The sequence below is a fragment of the Streptomyces sp. NPDC059247 genome (assembly GCF_042754005.1).
GTDB lineage: Bacteria > Actinomycetota > Actinomycetes > Streptomycetales > Streptomycetaceae > Streptomyces.
Genome location: NZ_JBHYZW010000030.1, coordinates 1 through 15,615, shown reverse-complemented (window position 1 = coordinate 15,615; position 15,615 = coordinate 1). Strand labels below are relative to the sequence as shown.

Below are 15,615 nucleotides of genomic sequence, written 5' to 3'. Positions count from 1 at the left end.
TGACCCCATGGCCCCTCTCTGGCCCCGCCGCCGACAGCGCCGTCGTACCTGCCCACGCGTCACCGTGTCTCCTGAGTGAGAGGCGACCCATCATGCTCCGACCCTCCCCGGCCCCCGCGCCGGCCCTGCGCAGTGTCCTCGCGGCCCTCGGCTCGCCGACCGCCGTCCGCGAGCCACGCACCCCCGCGCTGCGGGACGCGCAGGGACCGCTGAGCCCCGAACACCCCCTGCCCGTGCACGTCCTCGGAGCGGCCGGGGCCCCCGGCGGGCCGCCGCGCACCCGGCTCGCCGGATGGCGCTTCCTCATCCGGCACGGCGACCGGGCCATCGCAGCCGCCGACACCATGCTCACCCCCGACGGCTGGACGTTCTCCCACTTCTTCGAGGGGCCGTACGTGACCGCCACGGAGCAGGCCCTGCTCCAGGCGGAGGCGCTGCCCGTCACCTACCGGCCGCGGCTGCTCTCGGTGCCGCAGCTCTACATGCTGACCCTGTGGCTGCACGCCGGGCCCGAGACGCACGGCACCGCGACCACCCCCGCCGCCGCCGACCTGATGGTGCCGCTGGCCCCCGCCCCGCCGGGGATCGCGGCCCACCACGCCTACCAGGTCGCCGACCTCCTGCCGGTCCTGAACACCCGTCTCGCGCCGCCGCCGCTGCGGGGTTCCCCCACGCCCGCCTGATCCCGTACCCGCGCGCCAGTGCGCCCCGTGACCCACCCGGGTCACGGGGCGCACTGGTGTCCGGATCTCCCGTCCGAACACTCCCGCACGCTCCCGCCGAACGCCTTTCCCGGACGGACTAGCCCACTGGGACCACCCCGAACCACCCGAAGAGATGGTGCAGTTGAGCTGAACCGCCCCTGCGGGTGACGCGTCTTCACGGGAGAGGACGAGCTGCCGCGAAATGCCTGCGGAAGTCCGTCCGTGGGGCAAGACTGGGACCGGAACCGAACCGACCGACGGGGGCGGCCATGAGCGCCACGAGCCGCAGGACATCCACCACGACACAGCGAGAGAGCTCACCCATGTGCCAGCACCACCCTGCCTGTCCCACCGCCGAGTCCGCCGACCGCGAGGCGGCCCGTCTGACGGCACACCACCCGGAGCAGGGGTGGAGCCTGCTGTGCAACGGCATCCTGCTCTTCGAGGACACCGGTGAGCTGCTGCCGGACGGCCGGATCGTCGCCCCGCACCGGCCGCTGACGACGGTCCGGGTGACGACCGCCGCCTGAGCCCGCGGACTCCCGCCGTACGGGAGGAGCGCGAAGGGCGCCCGGTCGTGGGGGAACGGGTGGGAAAGGCCGGGGCCGGCCCGGAGAGTTCTCCGGACCGGCCCTCGTGTCCTGCCCGGCGGCCGTGGTCACGGCCGCCGTCCTGCTCAGTGGTCGTACTCGTCCAGCGGCGGGCAGGAGCAGACCAGGTTGCGGTCGCCGAACGCTCCGTCGATGCGGCGCACCGGCGGCCAGTACTTGTCGGCGGCCGAGACACCGGCCGGGAAGACGGCCTCGTCACGGGTGTAGGCGTGGTTCCACTCGCCGCCCAGCGCCGCGGCGGTGTGCGGAGCGTTGCGCAGCGGGTTGTCCTCGGCGGGCCACTGGCCCGAGCCGACCTTCTCGATCTCGGCCCGGATGGCGATCATGGTGTCGCAGAAGCGGTCGATCTCGACGAGGTCCTCGGACTCGGTCGGCTCGATCATCAGCGTGCCGGCCACCGGGAACGACATCGTCGGGGCGTGGAAGCCGTAGTCGATGAGGCGCTTGGCGATGTCGTCGACCGTGACGCCCGTCGCCTTGGACAGCGGGCGCAGGTCCACGATGCACTCGTGGGCGACCAGACCGGCGGGGCCGGTGTAGAGCACCGGGAAGTGCGGCTCCAGGCGCTTGGCGACGTAGTTCGCCGCGAGCACCGCGACCTGGGTGGCGCGCTTGAGGCCCTCGCCGCCCATCAGGCGCACGTACGACCAGGAGATCGGCAGGATGCCCGCGGAGCCCCACGGGGCCGCCGAGATCGGGCCGACGCCGGTCTCCGGGCCCGCGGTGGGCTGGAGCGGGTGGTTCGGCAGGTACGGGGCGAGGTGGGCGCGGACGCCGACCGGGCCGACGCCGGGGCCGCCGCCGCCGTGCGGGATGCAGAAGGTCTTGTGCAGGTTCAGGTGCGAGACGTCGCCGCCGAAGTGACCCGGCTTGGCGAGCCCGACGAGCGCGTTGAGGTTGGCGCCGTCCACGTACACCTGGCCACCGGCGTCGTGCACCTCGGCGCAGATGTCGGCGACGTGCTCCTCGAAGACGCCGTGCGTCGACGGGTAGGTGATCATCAGCACGGACAGCTCGTCGCGGTACTGGGTGATCTTGGCGCGCAGGTCCTCGACGTCGACCTCGCCGTCGTCGGCGGTCTTCACCACGACGACCTTCATGCCGGCCATCACGGCGGAGGCGGCGTTGGTGCCGTGCGCGGAGGACGGGATGAGGCAGACGGTGCGCTGCTCGTCGCCGTTGGCGCGGTGGTAGGCGCGGACGGCCAGCAGACCGGCCAGCTCGCCCTGGGAACCGGCGTTCGGCTGGATCGACACCTTGTCGTAGCCGGTGACCTCGGCGAGGCGCTCCTCCAGCTCGGTGATGAGCGTGAGGTAGCCCTGCGCCTGCTCGACCGGGGCGAAGGGGTGCATCTGGCCGAACTCGGGCCAGGTCACCGCCTCCATCTCGGTCGTCGCGTTCAGCTTCATCGTGCAGGAGCCGAGCGGGATCATGCCCCGGTCCAGCGCGTAGTCGCGGTCCGCGAGCCTGCGCAGGTAGCGCAGCATCGAGGTCTCGGAGCGGTGCGTGCGGAACACCGGGTGGGTCAGGTAGTCGTCGGAGCGCAGCAGTCCGGCGGGCAGCGCGTCCTCGGTCGCGGCGTCCAGGACCTCGATGTCGGCGGTCACGCCGAACGCGCCCCACACGGCGGCGAGCTGGGCGCGCCCGGTGGTCTCGTCGCAGGACATGGAGACGTGGTCGGCGTCGGCGCGGTGGAGGTTGACCCCGGCCTCGCGGGCGGCGGCCACGACCTCGTCGGCCCGGCCGGGCACCCGGGCGGTGAGGGTGTCGAAGAAGGCGCCCTGGGTGAGCTCCACGCCACCGGCGGTGAGGCCCGCGGCGAGGATCGCGGCGTACCGGTGGGTGCGGCGCGCGATGCCCCGGAGGCCCTCGGGGCCGTGGTAGACGGCGTACATGCCCGCCATGACGGCGAGGAGCACCTGGGCGGTGCAGATGTTGCTGGTGGCCTTCTCGCGCCGGATGTGCTGCTCGCGGGTCTGCAGGGCGAGGCGGTAGGCGCGGTTGCCGTCGGCGTCGACGGAGACGCCGACCAGACGGCCGGGCAGGGAGCGGGCGTGCTTGTCCTGGACGGCCATGTAACCGGCGTGCGGGCCGCCGAAGCCCATCGGGACGCCGAAGCGCTGGGTGGTGCCGACGGCGATGTCGGCGCCGAGCTCGCCCGGCGAGGTGAGCAGGGTGAGCGCGAGCAGGTCGGCGGCGACGGTGACGATCGCGCCGAGCTCGTGGGCCTGGTCGACGACGGACTTGATGTCGCGGACGGCACCGGAGGCGCCCGGGTACTGGAGCAGCACGCCGAAGACACCGCGCTCGGCGATCTCGGCGGGGATGCCGTCGCTCAGGTCGGCGACGACGACCTCGACGCCGGTGGGCTCGGCGCGGGTCCGGATGACGGCGACGGTCTGGGGCAGGGCGTCGGCGTCGACGAGGAAGACGCCGTTCTTGACCTTGCCGACGCGCCGGGACAGGGACATCGCCTCGGCGGCGGCGGTGCTCTCGTCGAGGAGGGAGGCGCCGGAGGTGGGCAGGCCCGTCAGGTCGGCGACGACGGTCTGGAAGTTCAGCAGGGCCTCCAGGCGGCCCTGGGAGATCTCCGGCTGGTACGGCGTGTACGCGGTGTACCAGGCCGGGTTCTCCATGACGTTGCGGAGGATCACCGGCGGGGTGAAGGTGCCGTAGTAGCCGAGGCCGATCATCGGCGCGAGGACCTGGTTGCGGTCGGCGAGGTCGCGCAGCTCGGCGAGGACCTCGGCTTCCGTGCGCGCGCCGGGCAGGCTCAGCGCCTCGGTGTTCTTGATGACGTCCGGCACCGCGGCGGCCGTCAGCTCGTCGAGCGAGCCGTATCCGACCTGGGCGAGCATCTTGGCACGCGCCTCGGCATCGGGGCCGATGTGCCGCTGCTCGAACGGGATGCCCTGTTCGAGCTCGGAGAGCGGAGTGCGATTGGCGGTCATGTACGGAGGCCTCCTGGTCGTCACGACCTGCGAGGGGCACCGCGGCGCGGGTACCCGGACGGCCTCCCCCTCTGTCATGTCAACCTGAGAGTTTCACCGGCGCGCCTCGCGGCACCCCGGCTTTCACCGTCGGTGAGAGCGTGTGCCGTCAGGCACCGCTCTGCTTTCCAGAGTGACCTCGTCCGCGCGGTACGGGTGCCTGAGAGATTCCGGGGAGGATTTGCTCCTTCGGCGCCCACCGGAAGGTTTCTCCGGGGGACTCTCCCGCACGGGGTCGACAGCCACGGCCAGCCTACCAGCGCCGTTGCGGCTCCCATCGCTCAAGTGGCCGACATCCCAGATGTGCACTTTCGTAGGGGTGTAGAGCAGTTGCGACCAGTTGGAGGGACCGTGCAGACCGATATCGATCCGCGCAGCCTGATCGGCCGCAAGGCGTTCGACCGGAACGGACACAAGATCGGAACCGTGGACGAGGTGTACCTGGACGACGCGACCGGCGTCCCGGAATGGGCCGCGGTCCGCACCGGCCTGTTCAGCAGGGACGCCTTTGTCCCGCTGGAGCCGAGCGAGCTGACCGGGGAGGGCCTCCGCATCCCCTACGAGCGCGCCCTCATCAAGGACGCCCCCGACTTCGGGGTGGGCCGCCACCTCTCCCCTGAACAGGAGCTCCAGCTCTACCGCCACTACAGCATGACGCTCCCTCCGCCGCCCCCGGACACCGACTTCGGGCGCCTGGCGGGCCGGGACGGCCCGTGACACCCCACTGACGGTACGAGTGACCAGGGCGCCCGGACCACCGGTCCGGGCGCTCCCCCCGCCCCACCGGCTACGCCGGGCCCACCCCGCTCGACCCCGGCGGTCCGCCCACAGGGCCGCCCCTCAAGGCCTCCGAAAGCCCCGAGAGAGCCCCACGCCCCTCAAGCCGCCCCCCTTCACTTTCACTCCGGCCCCCGTCCCACCAGCGGCAACGGCTCCCCCGGCACCAGGTCCGGATCGTCCACCGCGAACGTACGGACCCGGCCAGGCACCGAACCCGGCTCCTCGAACCGCACCGTGACCCGGCCGACCCCGCTCCCCTGGACCCACCCGGGCCCGTACACCGTGTGCCGTACGTCGTGCCCCGGCGCCCAGTGCCGCTCCACGCTCCCGGAAGCCTCCTCGGCGGCGTCCCCACCGACCGCTCCCGCTCCGGCTTCCGAAGCGCCCGGCCCGCCCTGCTCGCCTCCCCCGACGCCCCCGTCCTCCCCGGACACCGCCCCGGTCTCCGCCTCCGCCTCCGCCCTCGCCTCGGCCTGGGCGAACAGGTCCTCCTGTGTGAAGTCCGCGAGCCCGCTGACCCCGACCCCGAGGAGCCGTACGCCCCCGGTCGTGTCCACCGCGTCGAGGAGCCGTCCCACCGCCTCGCGCACCACCCCCGGGTCGTCGGTGGGCCCCCGGAGCGTCTCGGACCGGGTCAGGGTGGAGAAGTCGTACCGCCGGACCTTGAGGACGATGGTCCGCCCCGAGTGCCCCGAGGCCCGCAGCCGCCCCACGCACCGCTCCGCGAGCCGCTCCGCCTCGACCCGGATGCGGACCCGGTCGTGCAGGTCGACGTCGAAGGTGTCCTCCACGGACACCGACTTGGCGTCCCGCTCGGCCACCACGGCCCGGTCGTCGTGCCCCCGGGCCATCCGGTGCAGCGAGGTCCCGTGCGCCCGCCCGAGGAGCCGTACGAGCTCGTCCTCGCCCGCCTCCACGAGATCGGCCACGGTGCTCATCCCGGCCCGTCTGAGGTGCTCCCCGGTCGCCGGTCCGACTCCGGGCAGGATCCGTACCGAACGCGGCCCGAGCAGCTCCCGCTCGGTGCCGGGCTCGATCAGCACGAGCCCGTCGGGCTTGGCCTCCTCCGAGGCGATCTTCGCGATCATCTTGGAACCGGCGAGCCCCACGGACCCGGCCAGTCCGGTCGTCGCCAGGATGTCGCTCCGCAGCTTCTCCCCGGCTGCCCGCGCGCTCGCGCTGTCGTCGGCGACGCCCCCCACCTCCAGGTCGACGAAGGCTTCGTCCAGGCTGAGCGGCTCGACGAGCGGCGAGAGCCGTCCGAGCAGTTCCATGACCTGCTCGCTGATCGACCGGTAGAAGGCGAAGCGCGGCACGAGGTAGGCGGCGTTCGGCGCGAGCCGCCGGGCCTGGCCCATCGGCATCGCCGAATGGACGCCGAAGCGGCGGGCCTCGTAGGAGGCGGTGGCGACCACTCCCCGGGGCCCGAGCCCGCCCACGACCACGGGTTTTCCGCGCAGGCTGGGCTTCGCCGCCTGCTCGGCGGCGGCGAAGAACGCATCCATGTCGAGATGCAGGATCGTCGGCGCGGCTCTCACACGTCCGATGCTGCCCTACGCCACTGACAACGCGGCTCCGGCACGGCGCCGCCCGCCGGAGGGCCGGGGCCACAGCGCCGGGGGCGGGCCGGGGGAAGGGGGAAACCCCAGCGGCCCGGCGGCAGGCCCTCAGCGGGCCGTCAGGCCCCCTGAGGGGCTCAGACCGCCCTGTCCCGTCTGCGCCGCGCCAGCTCGTCCGCCGGGTTGTGCCCCACCAGGGTCTCCCCCGTGTCGACCCGCTCCCCGTGCAGCTGCGAGAGGGCGGCCTCGACGTCCTGCCACACCACACCGACGGCGATGCCGAAGACGCCCTGCCCGCCCTGGAGCAGGGAGACCACCTCGTCCGGCGAGGAGCACTCGTACACCGTGGCGCCGTCACTCATGAGCGTCATCCGCTCCAGGTCCCGGAAGCCCCGCGCGCGCAGGTGCTGCACCGTGGCCCGGATGTTCTGGAGGGCGACCCCGGTGTCGAGGAAACGCTTGACGATCTTCAGTACGACGACGTCACGGAAGCTGTAGAGCCGCTGGGTCCCCGAACCGTACGCGGGCCGCACGCTCGGCTCCACGAGCCCGGTGCGCGCCCAGTAGTCCAGCTGCCGGTAGGTGATCCCGGCCGCCGCGCAGGCCGTCGGCCCCCGGTAGCCGACCGCCTCGCCCGTCTGGCCCTGCCCCGTGTCGGTCTCCGCACCGAAGTCGCCCGCACTGCTGTGAAGCGGATACGGACCGCTCCCCCCGGACACGCGTCCGGGCGAGCTCCCTGCCGTACCGTCCGCGCTGCTCATCACGCCGACCCTCCGTCCTTGACCTGCCCACACGAAGGTAGGCAGTCACTCGGGGTGCGTCAACGATCGCCACACTCGGCACGCCGAGTGATAATCACCCTGAGAGTGGTTTCCCGTGTCTCTCTTCGGGGAAAGGCTACTCGAATGTCCTGTCCGCGCCCCGCGAACGGCCCGTGGTGACGGCGCCGTGGCTCACTGACTGTTGGTCCCGAAATCCTCCGGTGAGATCTGGTCGAGGAACTCGCGGAACTTCTCCACCTCGTCCTCCTGCTCGTCCGGAATCGCGATGCCCGCGTCGTCCAAGACACCGTCGCTGCCGAAGATCGGCGTGCCGGTCCTCAGGGCGAGGGCTATCGCGTCGGAGGGGCGCGCGCTCACCTCGACTCCGCTGGCGAAGACCAGCTCCGCGTAGAAGACACCGTCGCGCAGGTCGGTGATGCGCACCTCGGTGAGTTCCTGTCCCACGGCCTCCAGCACGTCCTTGAAAAGGTCGTGCGTCAGCGGCCGCGGTGGCGCCATCCCCTGCTGGGCGAAGGCGATCGCGGTCGCCTCCCCCGGTCCGATCCAGATGGGGAGGTACCGATCGCCTCCCACTTCACGCAGGAGCACGATCGGCTGGTTGGAGGGCATTTCCACCCGGACACCCACAACGTCGAGCTCGTTCACACAGCAACCCTAGGACGTGCCCGCCCGGTTTGGATAGTCGGGCCCCCGCTCCGCCCGCCCCGGGCTACTGGAGCCGGACGCCCAGGGCGGTCTGGACGAGGGCCGCGTGCAGCCGTACCGACTGCGCGGCGAGCTCCCGCGCGGTGGCCTCCGCATGGGCTCTGGTCTGCGGGTTGCGGTGCCGGCGCAGTGGCGCGACGACCTGTTCGATGAGTCCGGCCTCCCGGTCGGCAGCCGCCTTCACGGACCGCAGGTGCCGGGGTTCGAGACCGAAGCGCCCCAGATCCGCGACGAGCCGGGCGACCGTGACGGTCTCGGCGTCGTACCCGCCGCCCGCCGTCTCGGAGACCAGGCCGTACGACTCCCACTCGACGAGTTCCGTCTCGGTCGCCTCGGCGGCGGCCAGGAGCTCGGCCCGGCCCAGTCGGCCGACGGTGGGCGGTTCCGTCCCCGGCTCCCAGGCCCCCTCGACGAGGTCCTTCCGGCGCCCGGGGGCGGGCAGCTCGACCCGCTCGCCCCGGGCGAGGGCGTCGAGGTGCTCACGGATGACCTTCAGCGGAAGGTAGTGGTCCCGCTGCATCCGCAGGATCAGGGCGAGCCGCTCCACGTCCTGCGGGCTGAACTTCCGGTACCCGGAGGCCGTCCGGCGGGGCTCCACGAGCCCCTCGGCCTCCAGGAACCGGATCTTGGAGATGGTCACTTCGGGAAATTCGTCGCGCAGCTGGTTCAGCACCGTGCCGATGCTGACCAGCCTGTCGCCCGCGGAGGCGGTGCCGGACCCGGCACCGCCCGTCGGTGTTCGCAGCATGGACCTTCCCTGAAGGCTTCTCCGAGGCGTTACACGCCCCGCCGGTTCGAGTAGAAGACCAGCCGGTACTTGCCGATCTGCACCTCGTCGCCGTTGGACAGGACGGCCGAGTCGATCGGCTCGCGATTGACGTACGTGCCGTTGAGGCTGCCGACGTCGGAGACGGTGAAACCGCCGTCGTGACCCCGCCGGAACTCGACGTGCCTCCGGGAGACCGTGAAGTCGTCCAGGAAGATGTCGCTCTGCGGGTGACGGCCCGCCGTGGTCAGCTCGCCGTCGAGCAGGAACCGGCTGCCGGAGTTGGGACCCCTGCGCACCACGAGGAGGGCGGAACCGGAAGGCAGCGCCTCCACGGCGGCCAGCGCCTCCGGGGAGAGCGAGGGCAGCTGCGTCTGGCCGGTGATCTCCGCCTCGTAGGCCTCGAGACCCGAGATCGAGATCGTCGACGTCGTCTCCGAAGCGCGCTCGGCGACCGCACCGCCCCGCAGCGGCGTACCGCACTGCGAGCAGAAGCGACTGTCGGCCGTGTTGCGGTGACCGCACCTCGTGCACACCGGCATGGACGCACCCTCCTGCCGCGGCTGACCCGCCGAGGTCTGTGTCGCGTACGGATCCGAGGTGAACCCTCCACCCGCACCTGAGGTTGACGGTTCTCCGAAACCTATGCGGGCGGCCCCGGCCGGGTCAACAGAAGACGCGCCCGGATTGCCCGGAATGCCACCACCCTGGCCGTCGATCTGGTCGCGGAAGAGCGGACGGTCGCCGCCCTGCTCCTCGCTCTGGGCATGGCGCGACGCACGGTGCCTGGCGCTGCCGCCGTCCTCACGCGCGCTCTTGCCGAACAACTTCGCAAACAACTTCACGGGCGATTCCCCTTGACCGAAACAGACCCGCCCGTGGGGCAGGACGAACCGAGATCCCTCACACCTGCCGACCCGGACACCTTCACAACGTCCGTATCCTCCGGACAGTTTCCACCACGCACCACGGTTGTGGTGCGCCGACCCCCCGCAACGCCGTGCGCTTGTCGCGGGACCCCCGTCGCCCCCCTCACTGCGAGGACGGCTGAGCGTAGTCAGGCCGCTTCGCGGGTCGCAAGGCATCGACGACGATCTTCGCCGACCGCTCCACCGTGGCCGTGGCCTGCTCCTTCTCCAGGGTCTGCACGACACCGCCGGGAATGTTGAGCGCGGGCTCGAGATCCTCCGGCTTGCCGATGACCTTGAAGACGTACGGAGCGGCCACCTTCGTTCCATCGATCCGCATGTCATCACCGCTACCGGTGAAATAACTGTCCGCGACGACCCGGACACCATCCACCTGGATCGCCTCAGCGCCCGCCGCCCGCAGCTCCTGGATCGCGTCGAGCAGCATGTCCGACTCCACGGCACCACTGGGATCACCGATCGTCAGCGTGATGCCGGGCCCCTCGGCGGCCACCGTACCGGCCAGGATGCCGAGCTGCCGCTCCTTCTCCTGGGTCTGCTTCCGCGCCTCCTCCGCCTGGTCCGAACTGGACTCCAGCTCGGAGCGCTGCTTCTCCAGCCGCGCCTTCTCGTCCTCGAGACGCTGGGTGCGGTCGTCGAGTTCATCGAGGATACGGACCAGGTCCTCCTGGCGCGCCCCGCGCAACGCGCTGTTCTCGCTCGTCGAGGACACCTGGATGGCGAGCCCCAGACCGAGACCGAACAGCAGCAGCGCGACGATGAGCTGAGCCCGCGTCACCCGTGGCGGCCACAGCGCGGAGGCCAGCCTCCGCCGCCCGCTCGGCTCGTCCACCGGCGGCGGCACGGCCACCCGGACGTCATGGTCCGCGGTCCCGCCGTAGACGGACTCCCGGACCTCCTCCGGCTCCCCCGGCCCAGTACTGTCCCCGGGCCTCACCGGTCCCTGCGGCCCGACCGCACCCTCACGCCCTCCGGGACCCTCGGGCTGCCGCGGCTTCTGGAATCCGTCGCTCATCGGCCTCACGCCCGGAAGACATGGCGCCGGATGGCAGCCGCGTTGGAGAAGATACGGATGCCGAGCACGACCACCACACCGGTCGACAGCTGCGAGCCCACGCCCAGCTTGTCGCCGAGGAAGACGATCAGCGCGGCCACGACCACGTTGGACAGGAACGAGACCACGAAGACCTTGTCGACAAAGATCCCGTCGAGCATGGCCCGCAGACCGCCGAAGACCGCGTCCAGGGCGGCGACCACGGCGATCGGAAGATAGGGCTCGACCACCGCCGGAACCTCGGGACGGACCAACAGCCCGACCACGACTCCGACGATCAGGCCAAGTACGGCGATCACGATGTGCCCTTCCCTGTGTCGGCCGTGGCCCGGCCGGACGGCGTCGCCGCCCCGCTCCCCCTCGGCTCTGCGGTACGTACCGTCAGGCTCGGCGCGGCCGGCAGGCGTACATCGCCCTCGGCCGAGATGCTGCTCCTGATCCCGAAGTTCTCCACCAGCACGTGCAGGTACTGACCGTCCGCACTGTCCTGGAACGTGGTGCTCAGCTTCCGCCCGTCGCCCACGGCGAGGACGGTGTACGGCGGCACCAGCGGCTTGTTGTCCACGAGCACGGCGTCACCGGCGGCCCGGATCGCGGACAGCGAGGTCAGCCGCTGCCCGTTGATCGCGACCGCCTCGGCGCCCGACTCCCACAGCCCGTTGACGATCCGCTGCATGTCCCGGTCGCGCACCCGGCCCGTGTCGGCGAAGCCACTGCTCTCGCGCGGCCCCCCACCACCGGAGTCGGTGCCCTTGGCGTCGTCGACGACGAGCTTCACCCCGGGACCGTGCACCGGCGTCCCACCCGAGAGCAGCGCCACCACACCGCCCTGGTCGCCGCCGTGCTGCTGCAACGCCTGCCGCTGCCGCTCCCCGACCTCGTCCCGGATGCGCTCGACGTCCTGTTCGAGGCCGTCGGCCGCGGTCGTCTCCGCCTCGATCCGGTCGATCAGGTCCTGCCGTTCCTTGGCGACGACCGGCGCGGAGATCCGCGCCTCGGCCGCGCCCACGGTCACCACGGCGGCGGCCAGCACCAGACCCGCGGCGACACCGAGCTTGGCCCGCAGCCCACGGGGCAGCCCACCGCCCTCGGCCTCCCGCCGGGCGGTCGCCTCGGCGTACCCGTCGTCCAGCGCGTGGTCGATCACGTTGTTCAGCAGCGACATCGACGCGTCCGGACGCGACGGCGGTGATCCGGTGCTCCGAACGGGGGGCTGCTGCGACATGCCGCACATCGTCGCACGTCGTACGGCCTACCGCCGAATGGCCCCATGCTCGTGCGGGGAGGCACCCCGGGGCACCTCCCCGCACGAGCATGTCCTCAGGTCAGCGACCTGCGCTGTCGACCACCTCGGCCCACTCGTCGAGCAGCGCCTGGGCGGAGGCGTCGTCGGGCCCCTCCGCCCACAGATGGGTGACGGCCTCTGCGGGGTCCGGCAGCACCATCACCCACCGGCCGTCGGCCTCGACCACCCGCACCCCGTCCGTGGTGTCGACGGAACGACTGCCCGCGGCCTCCACCACCCGGCGCATCACCAGCCCCTTCACCGCCCACGGCGTCGGGACGTCCTTCTTGAGGACGTGCGCCCGGGGGATCCGGGCGTCGATCTGGCTGAGCGTGAGCTGGGTCCGCGCCACGAGCCCGATCAGCCGCACGAAGGCGGCGGCACCGTCGAAGACGCTGCTGAACTCGGGCACGATGAAACCGCCCCGGCCGTCACCACCGAAGATCGTCGACTCCTCGCGCCCGACCCTGGTGAGGTCGTCGGGCGAGGTCGTCGTCCACTCCACCTGGGTGCCGTGGTAGGCGGCCACCTGCTCGGCGATCCGGGTCGTCGTCACGGGCAGCGCGACCCGCCCCGACCTCCGCTCGGCCGCCACCAGGTCCAGCATCACCAGGAGCGCCCGGTCGTCCTCGATGATCCGCCCCCGCTCGTCCACCAGCGAGAGCCGCTCCCCCACCGGGTCGAAACGGACACCGAACGCGGCCCGCGCCGACGCCACGATCTCCCCCAGCCGTACGAGCCCCGCCCGCCGGCTCTCGGCCGACTCGGTGGGCCTCGACTCGTCGAGACCGGGGTTGATCGTGAGCGAATCGACCTGGAGCCGCCCGAGAAGACTGGGCAGGACGAGACCGGCACTGCCGTTGGACGCGTCCACGACGACCTTCAGCCCGGCTTCCGCGATCCCGGAGGTGTCCACGTTCCGCAGCAGGGAACCGGTGTACGAGTCGAACACGCTGGCCGGGAAGGACAGGTCACCGATCTCCCCGGGGAACGCCCTCCGGTACTCCTGCCGCGCGAACACCCGGTCCAGCTTGCGCTGCCCGCCCTGCGAGAGGTCGGCCCCGCGCTCGTCGAAGAACATGATGTCCACGGAGTCCGGCACACCGGGCGAGGTCCGCAGCATGATGCCACCGGCACTCCCCCGCGCGGTCTGCTGCCGCGCCACCGGCAGCGGCACGTTCTCCAGATCCCGTACGTCGATGGCGCTGGCCTGCAACGCCGAGATCACCGCCCGCTTCAGCGCCCGCGCACCCCGGGAGTGGTCCCGGGCCGTGGTGACGGTCGAACCCTTCTTCAGGGTCGTGGCGTACGCCCCCGCGAGCCGGACCGCCAGTTCGGGGGTGATCTCCACGTTGAGGATGCCGGACACGCCCCGGGCCCCGAAGAGGTGCGCCTGCCCCCGGGACTCCCAGATGACCGAGGTGTTGACGAAGGCGCCCGCCTCGATCGTCTTGAAGGGATAGACCCGGACGTTGCCCTGGACGATCGACTCCTCGCCGATGAGGCACTCGTCCCCGATGACGGCTCCGTCCTCGATGCGGGCGGCCCGCATGACATCGGTGTTCTTCCCGATGACACAGCCGCGCAGATTGCTCTGCTCACCGATGTAGACGTTGTCGTGGACGACGGCCTTGTGCAGGAAGGCTCCGCTCTTGACCACGACGTTGGAGCCGATGACCGTGTGCTCGCGGATCTCGGCGTCCGCCTCGACCTTGGCGTAGTCGCCGATGTAGAGCGGTCCGCGCAGCACGGCGTCACGGTGCACCTCGGCGCCTTCCGCGACCCACACGCCCGGTGAGATCTCGAAGCCGTCGATGTCGACCTGGACCTTGCCCTCCAGGACGTCGGCCTGCGCCTTCACATAACTCTCATGGGTGCCGACGTCCTCCCAGTAGCCCTCGGCCACATAGCCGTAGATCGGCTTGCCTTCCTTCATCAACTGGGGGAAGACATCTCCCGACCAGTCGACGGAGGTGTCCGCCTGGACGTAGTCGAAGACCTCGGGCTCCATCACGTAGATGCCCGTGTTGACCGTGTCCGAGAAGACCTGCCCCCAGGTCGGCTTCTCCAGGAACCGCTCGACCCTTCCCTCTTCGTCGACGATCGTGATCCCGAATTCCAGCGGATTCGGGACCCTGGTCAGACAGACCGTGACGAGGGCGCCCTTCTCCTTGTGGAAGGCGATCAGATCGGTGAGATCGAAATCGGTGAGCGCGTCCCCGGAAATGACGAGAAAAGCGTCGTCCTTCAGTGCCTCCTCGGCGTTCTTCACACTTCCCGCTGTACCGAGTGGCTTTTCCTCGTTGGCATACGTGAGCTCCATGCCGAGCTCCTCGCCGTCGCCGAAGTAGTTCCTGACGAGGGAGGCGAGAAACTGCACGGTGACGACGGTCTCGTTGAGACCGTGCCTCTTGAGCAGTCGTAGGACGTGCTCCATGATCGGCCGGTTCACCACCGGCAGCAGAGGCTTGGGCATACTCGAGGTCATGGGGCGAAGTCGGGTTCCTTCGCCACCGGCCATCACGACGGCCTTCATGTCGGAAGCGTCCTCCTTGAAGAGACGACGGTCCTGCCGACTTCACCTGTCCGCTCAGAAGCCCTCGGACATCCTCGTCGTTGCCGGCGACACTGCTCGGCACAGGAGGAACGGGCTCAATCGGCCTCGGTATCCGCCTTCACGAGTCGACGGACCTGGACCACGTAGAGGATCCCTGCCCACCAATACAGAGTTGTACCCCATCCGGCGAAGGCCCACCCGAAAACTTCAGCGAGTGACGAAAGCCAGCCCGTTCCGTCACTGAGAAGCAGCAACGGGAAGGCGTACATCAAGTTGAAAGTCGCAGCTTTTCCGAGGAAGTTCACCTGCGGCGGCGGGTAGCCGTGCTTGCGGAGGATTCCCACCATGACCAGCAGCATGACCTCACGCGCCAGGAGGGCGGCTGTCAGCCACAGCGGCAGGATCTCGCGCCAGGTGAGCCCGACGAGGGTCGACAGGATGTACAGCCGGTCGGCGGCCGGGTCGAGCAGCCGGCCGAGGCTGCTGATCTGATTCCAGCGCCGGGCGAGTTTGCCGTCGAGGTAGTCGCTGACGCCGCTGAACGCCAGCACGAGCAGTGCCCAGCCGTCGCTCTTCGGACCGCCGAACTCCGGACGGAGAATCAGCCACAGAAACAGCGGTACGCCGACGAGGCGCGCCATGCTGAGAATGTTGGGGATGGTGAGGACCCGGTCGGTCTGAACGCGAGTCTCCTGGACCTCCACCCGGGGGCCTCCTGCTGGGAACGTACGGACGATGCCCCCTGACCTTACCCGCAGCCACGACACCCCCGCGCACAGGGGGCACCAGGCACGCCCGGAACGCAAAAATGCCTCAACCCCCGGACAGAGTCCAGGGGTTGAGGCTAAAAATTGTTCGGCGGTGTCCTACTCTCCCACAGGGTCCCCCCTGCA

The 15,615-nt window shown here is 70.9% G+C and carries 14 protein-coding genes and 1 riboswitch; of the genes, 3 read left to right on the top strand and 11 right to left on the bottom strand.

Annotated elements, in window-relative coordinates; translation table 11 throughout:
- The first annotated feature begins 92 nt into the window (after nt 1–92).
- Both ACFXGN_RS30550 and ACFXGN_RS30545 read left to right on the top strand, forming a co-directional pair.
- Nucleotides 93–683, top strand: coding sequence for a hypothetical protein (locus ACFXGN_RS30550; RefSeq protein WP_384865315.1), 591 nt, complete (start codon nt 93–95; stop codon nt 681–683).
- A 344-nt stretch (nt 684–1,027) separates the two neighbouring features.
- Nucleotides 1,028–1,234: a DUF5999 family protein gene (locus ACFXGN_RS30545; protein WP_384865313.1), complete on the top strand. Its 207-nt coding sequence runs from the start codon at nt 1,028–1,030 to the stop codon at nt 1,232–1,234.
- Nucleotides 1,235–1,380: 146 nt separating this feature from the next.
- On the opposite strand, the gene gcvP is transcribed toward ACFXGN_RS30545, so the two are convergent.
- Nucleotides 1,381–4,266 (bottom strand): aminomethyl-transferring glycine dehydrogenase, encoded by a 2,886-nt coding sequence (gene gcvP, locus ACFXGN_RS30540; RefSeq protein WP_384865311.1) that lies wholly within the window; start codon nt 4,264–4,266, stop codon nt 1,381–1,383.
- A gap of 177 nt (nt 4,267–4,443) precedes the next feature.
- A riboswitch (glycine riboswitch) is annotated at nt 4,444–4,543 on the bottom strand.
- A 113-nt stretch (nt 4,544–4,656) separates the two neighbouring features.
- Here gcvP and ACFXGN_RS30535 point away from each other — a divergent pair.
- Entirely contained in the window at nt 4,657–5,022 is a 366-nt protein-coding gene (locus ACFXGN_RS30535; protein WP_366445624.1) for a PRC-barrel domain-containing protein, read from the top strand.
- 182 nt (nt 5,023–5,204) lie between these two features.
- Here ACFXGN_RS30535 and ACFXGN_RS30530 read toward each other — a convergent pair whose 3' ends face one another.
- From ACFXGN_RS30530 to ACFXGN_RS30485, 10 genes are all read right to left on the bottom strand, one after another.
- Nucleotides 5,205–6,623 (bottom strand): DNA polymerase IV, encoded by a 1,419-nt coding sequence (locus tag ACFXGN_RS30530; RefSeq protein ID WP_384865309.1) that lies wholly within the window; start codon nt 6,621–6,623, stop codon nt 5,205–5,207.
- 158 nt (nt 6,624–6,781) lie between these two features.
- Nucleotides 6,782–7,405, bottom strand: a complete 624-nt coding sequence (locus ACFXGN_RS30525) for a MerR family transcriptional regulator (RefSeq protein ID WP_384865307.1) — start codon at nt 7,403–7,405, stop codon at nt 6,782–6,784.
- Nucleotides 7,406–7,597: 192 nt separating this feature from the next.
- A complete protein-coding gene (locus ACFXGN_RS30520) occupies nt 7,598–8,071 on the bottom strand; it encodes a bifunctional nuclease family protein (RefSeq protein ID WP_017238433.1) in 474 nt (157 codons plus the stop codon).
- 64 nt (nt 8,072–8,135) lie between these two features.
- A complete protein-coding gene (locus ACFXGN_RS30515) occupies nt 8,136–8,879 on the bottom strand; it encodes a MerR family transcriptional regulator (RefSeq protein WP_384865305.1) in 744 nt (247 codons plus the stop codon).
- A 29-nt stretch (nt 8,880–8,908) separates the two neighbouring features.
- Nucleotides 8,909–9,850, bottom strand: a complete 942-nt coding sequence (locus tag ACFXGN_RS30510) for an FHA domain-containing protein (protein WP_384865383.1) — start codon at nt 9,848–9,850, stop codon at nt 8,909–8,911.
- Between the two features lie 79 nt (nt 9,851–9,929).
- Entirely contained in the window at nt 9,930–10,841 is a 912-nt protein-coding gene (locus tag ACFXGN_RS30505) for a DUF881 domain-containing protein (RefSeq protein ID WP_384865303.1), read from the bottom strand.
- Nucleotides 10,842–10,846: 5 nt separating this feature from the next.
- Complete coding sequence (locus ACFXGN_RS30500) at nt 10,847–11,179, bottom strand: small basic family protein (protein WP_351795270.1); 333 nt, start codon at nt 11,177–11,179, stop codon at nt 10,847–10,849.
- Nucleotides 11,176–12,105: a DUF881 domain-containing protein gene (locus ACFXGN_RS30495; RefSeq protein WP_384865301.1), complete on the bottom strand. Its 930-nt coding sequence runs from the start codon at nt 12,103–12,105 to the stop codon at nt 11,176–11,178. The genes ACFXGN_RS30500 and ACFXGN_RS30495 overlap by 4 nt, the downstream gene beginning before the upstream one ends.
- A 100-nt stretch (nt 12,106–12,205) precedes the next feature.
- The gene (locus ACFXGN_RS30490) at nt 12,206–14,701 is read right to left on the bottom strand and encodes a sugar phosphate nucleotidyltransferase (RefSeq protein WP_384865299.1); all 2,496 of its coding nucleotides are present in this window, start codon (nt 14,699–14,701) and stop codon (nt 12,206–12,208) included.
- A gap of 116 nt (nt 14,702–14,817) precedes the next feature.
- Nucleotides 14,818–15,426 (bottom strand): CDP-alcohol phosphatidyltransferase family protein, encoded by a 609-nt coding sequence (locus ACFXGN_RS30485; RefSeq protein WP_384865297.1) that lies wholly within the window; start codon nt 15,424–15,426, stop codon nt 14,818–14,820.
- Between the last annotated feature and the right edge of the window lie 189 nt (nt 15,427–15,615).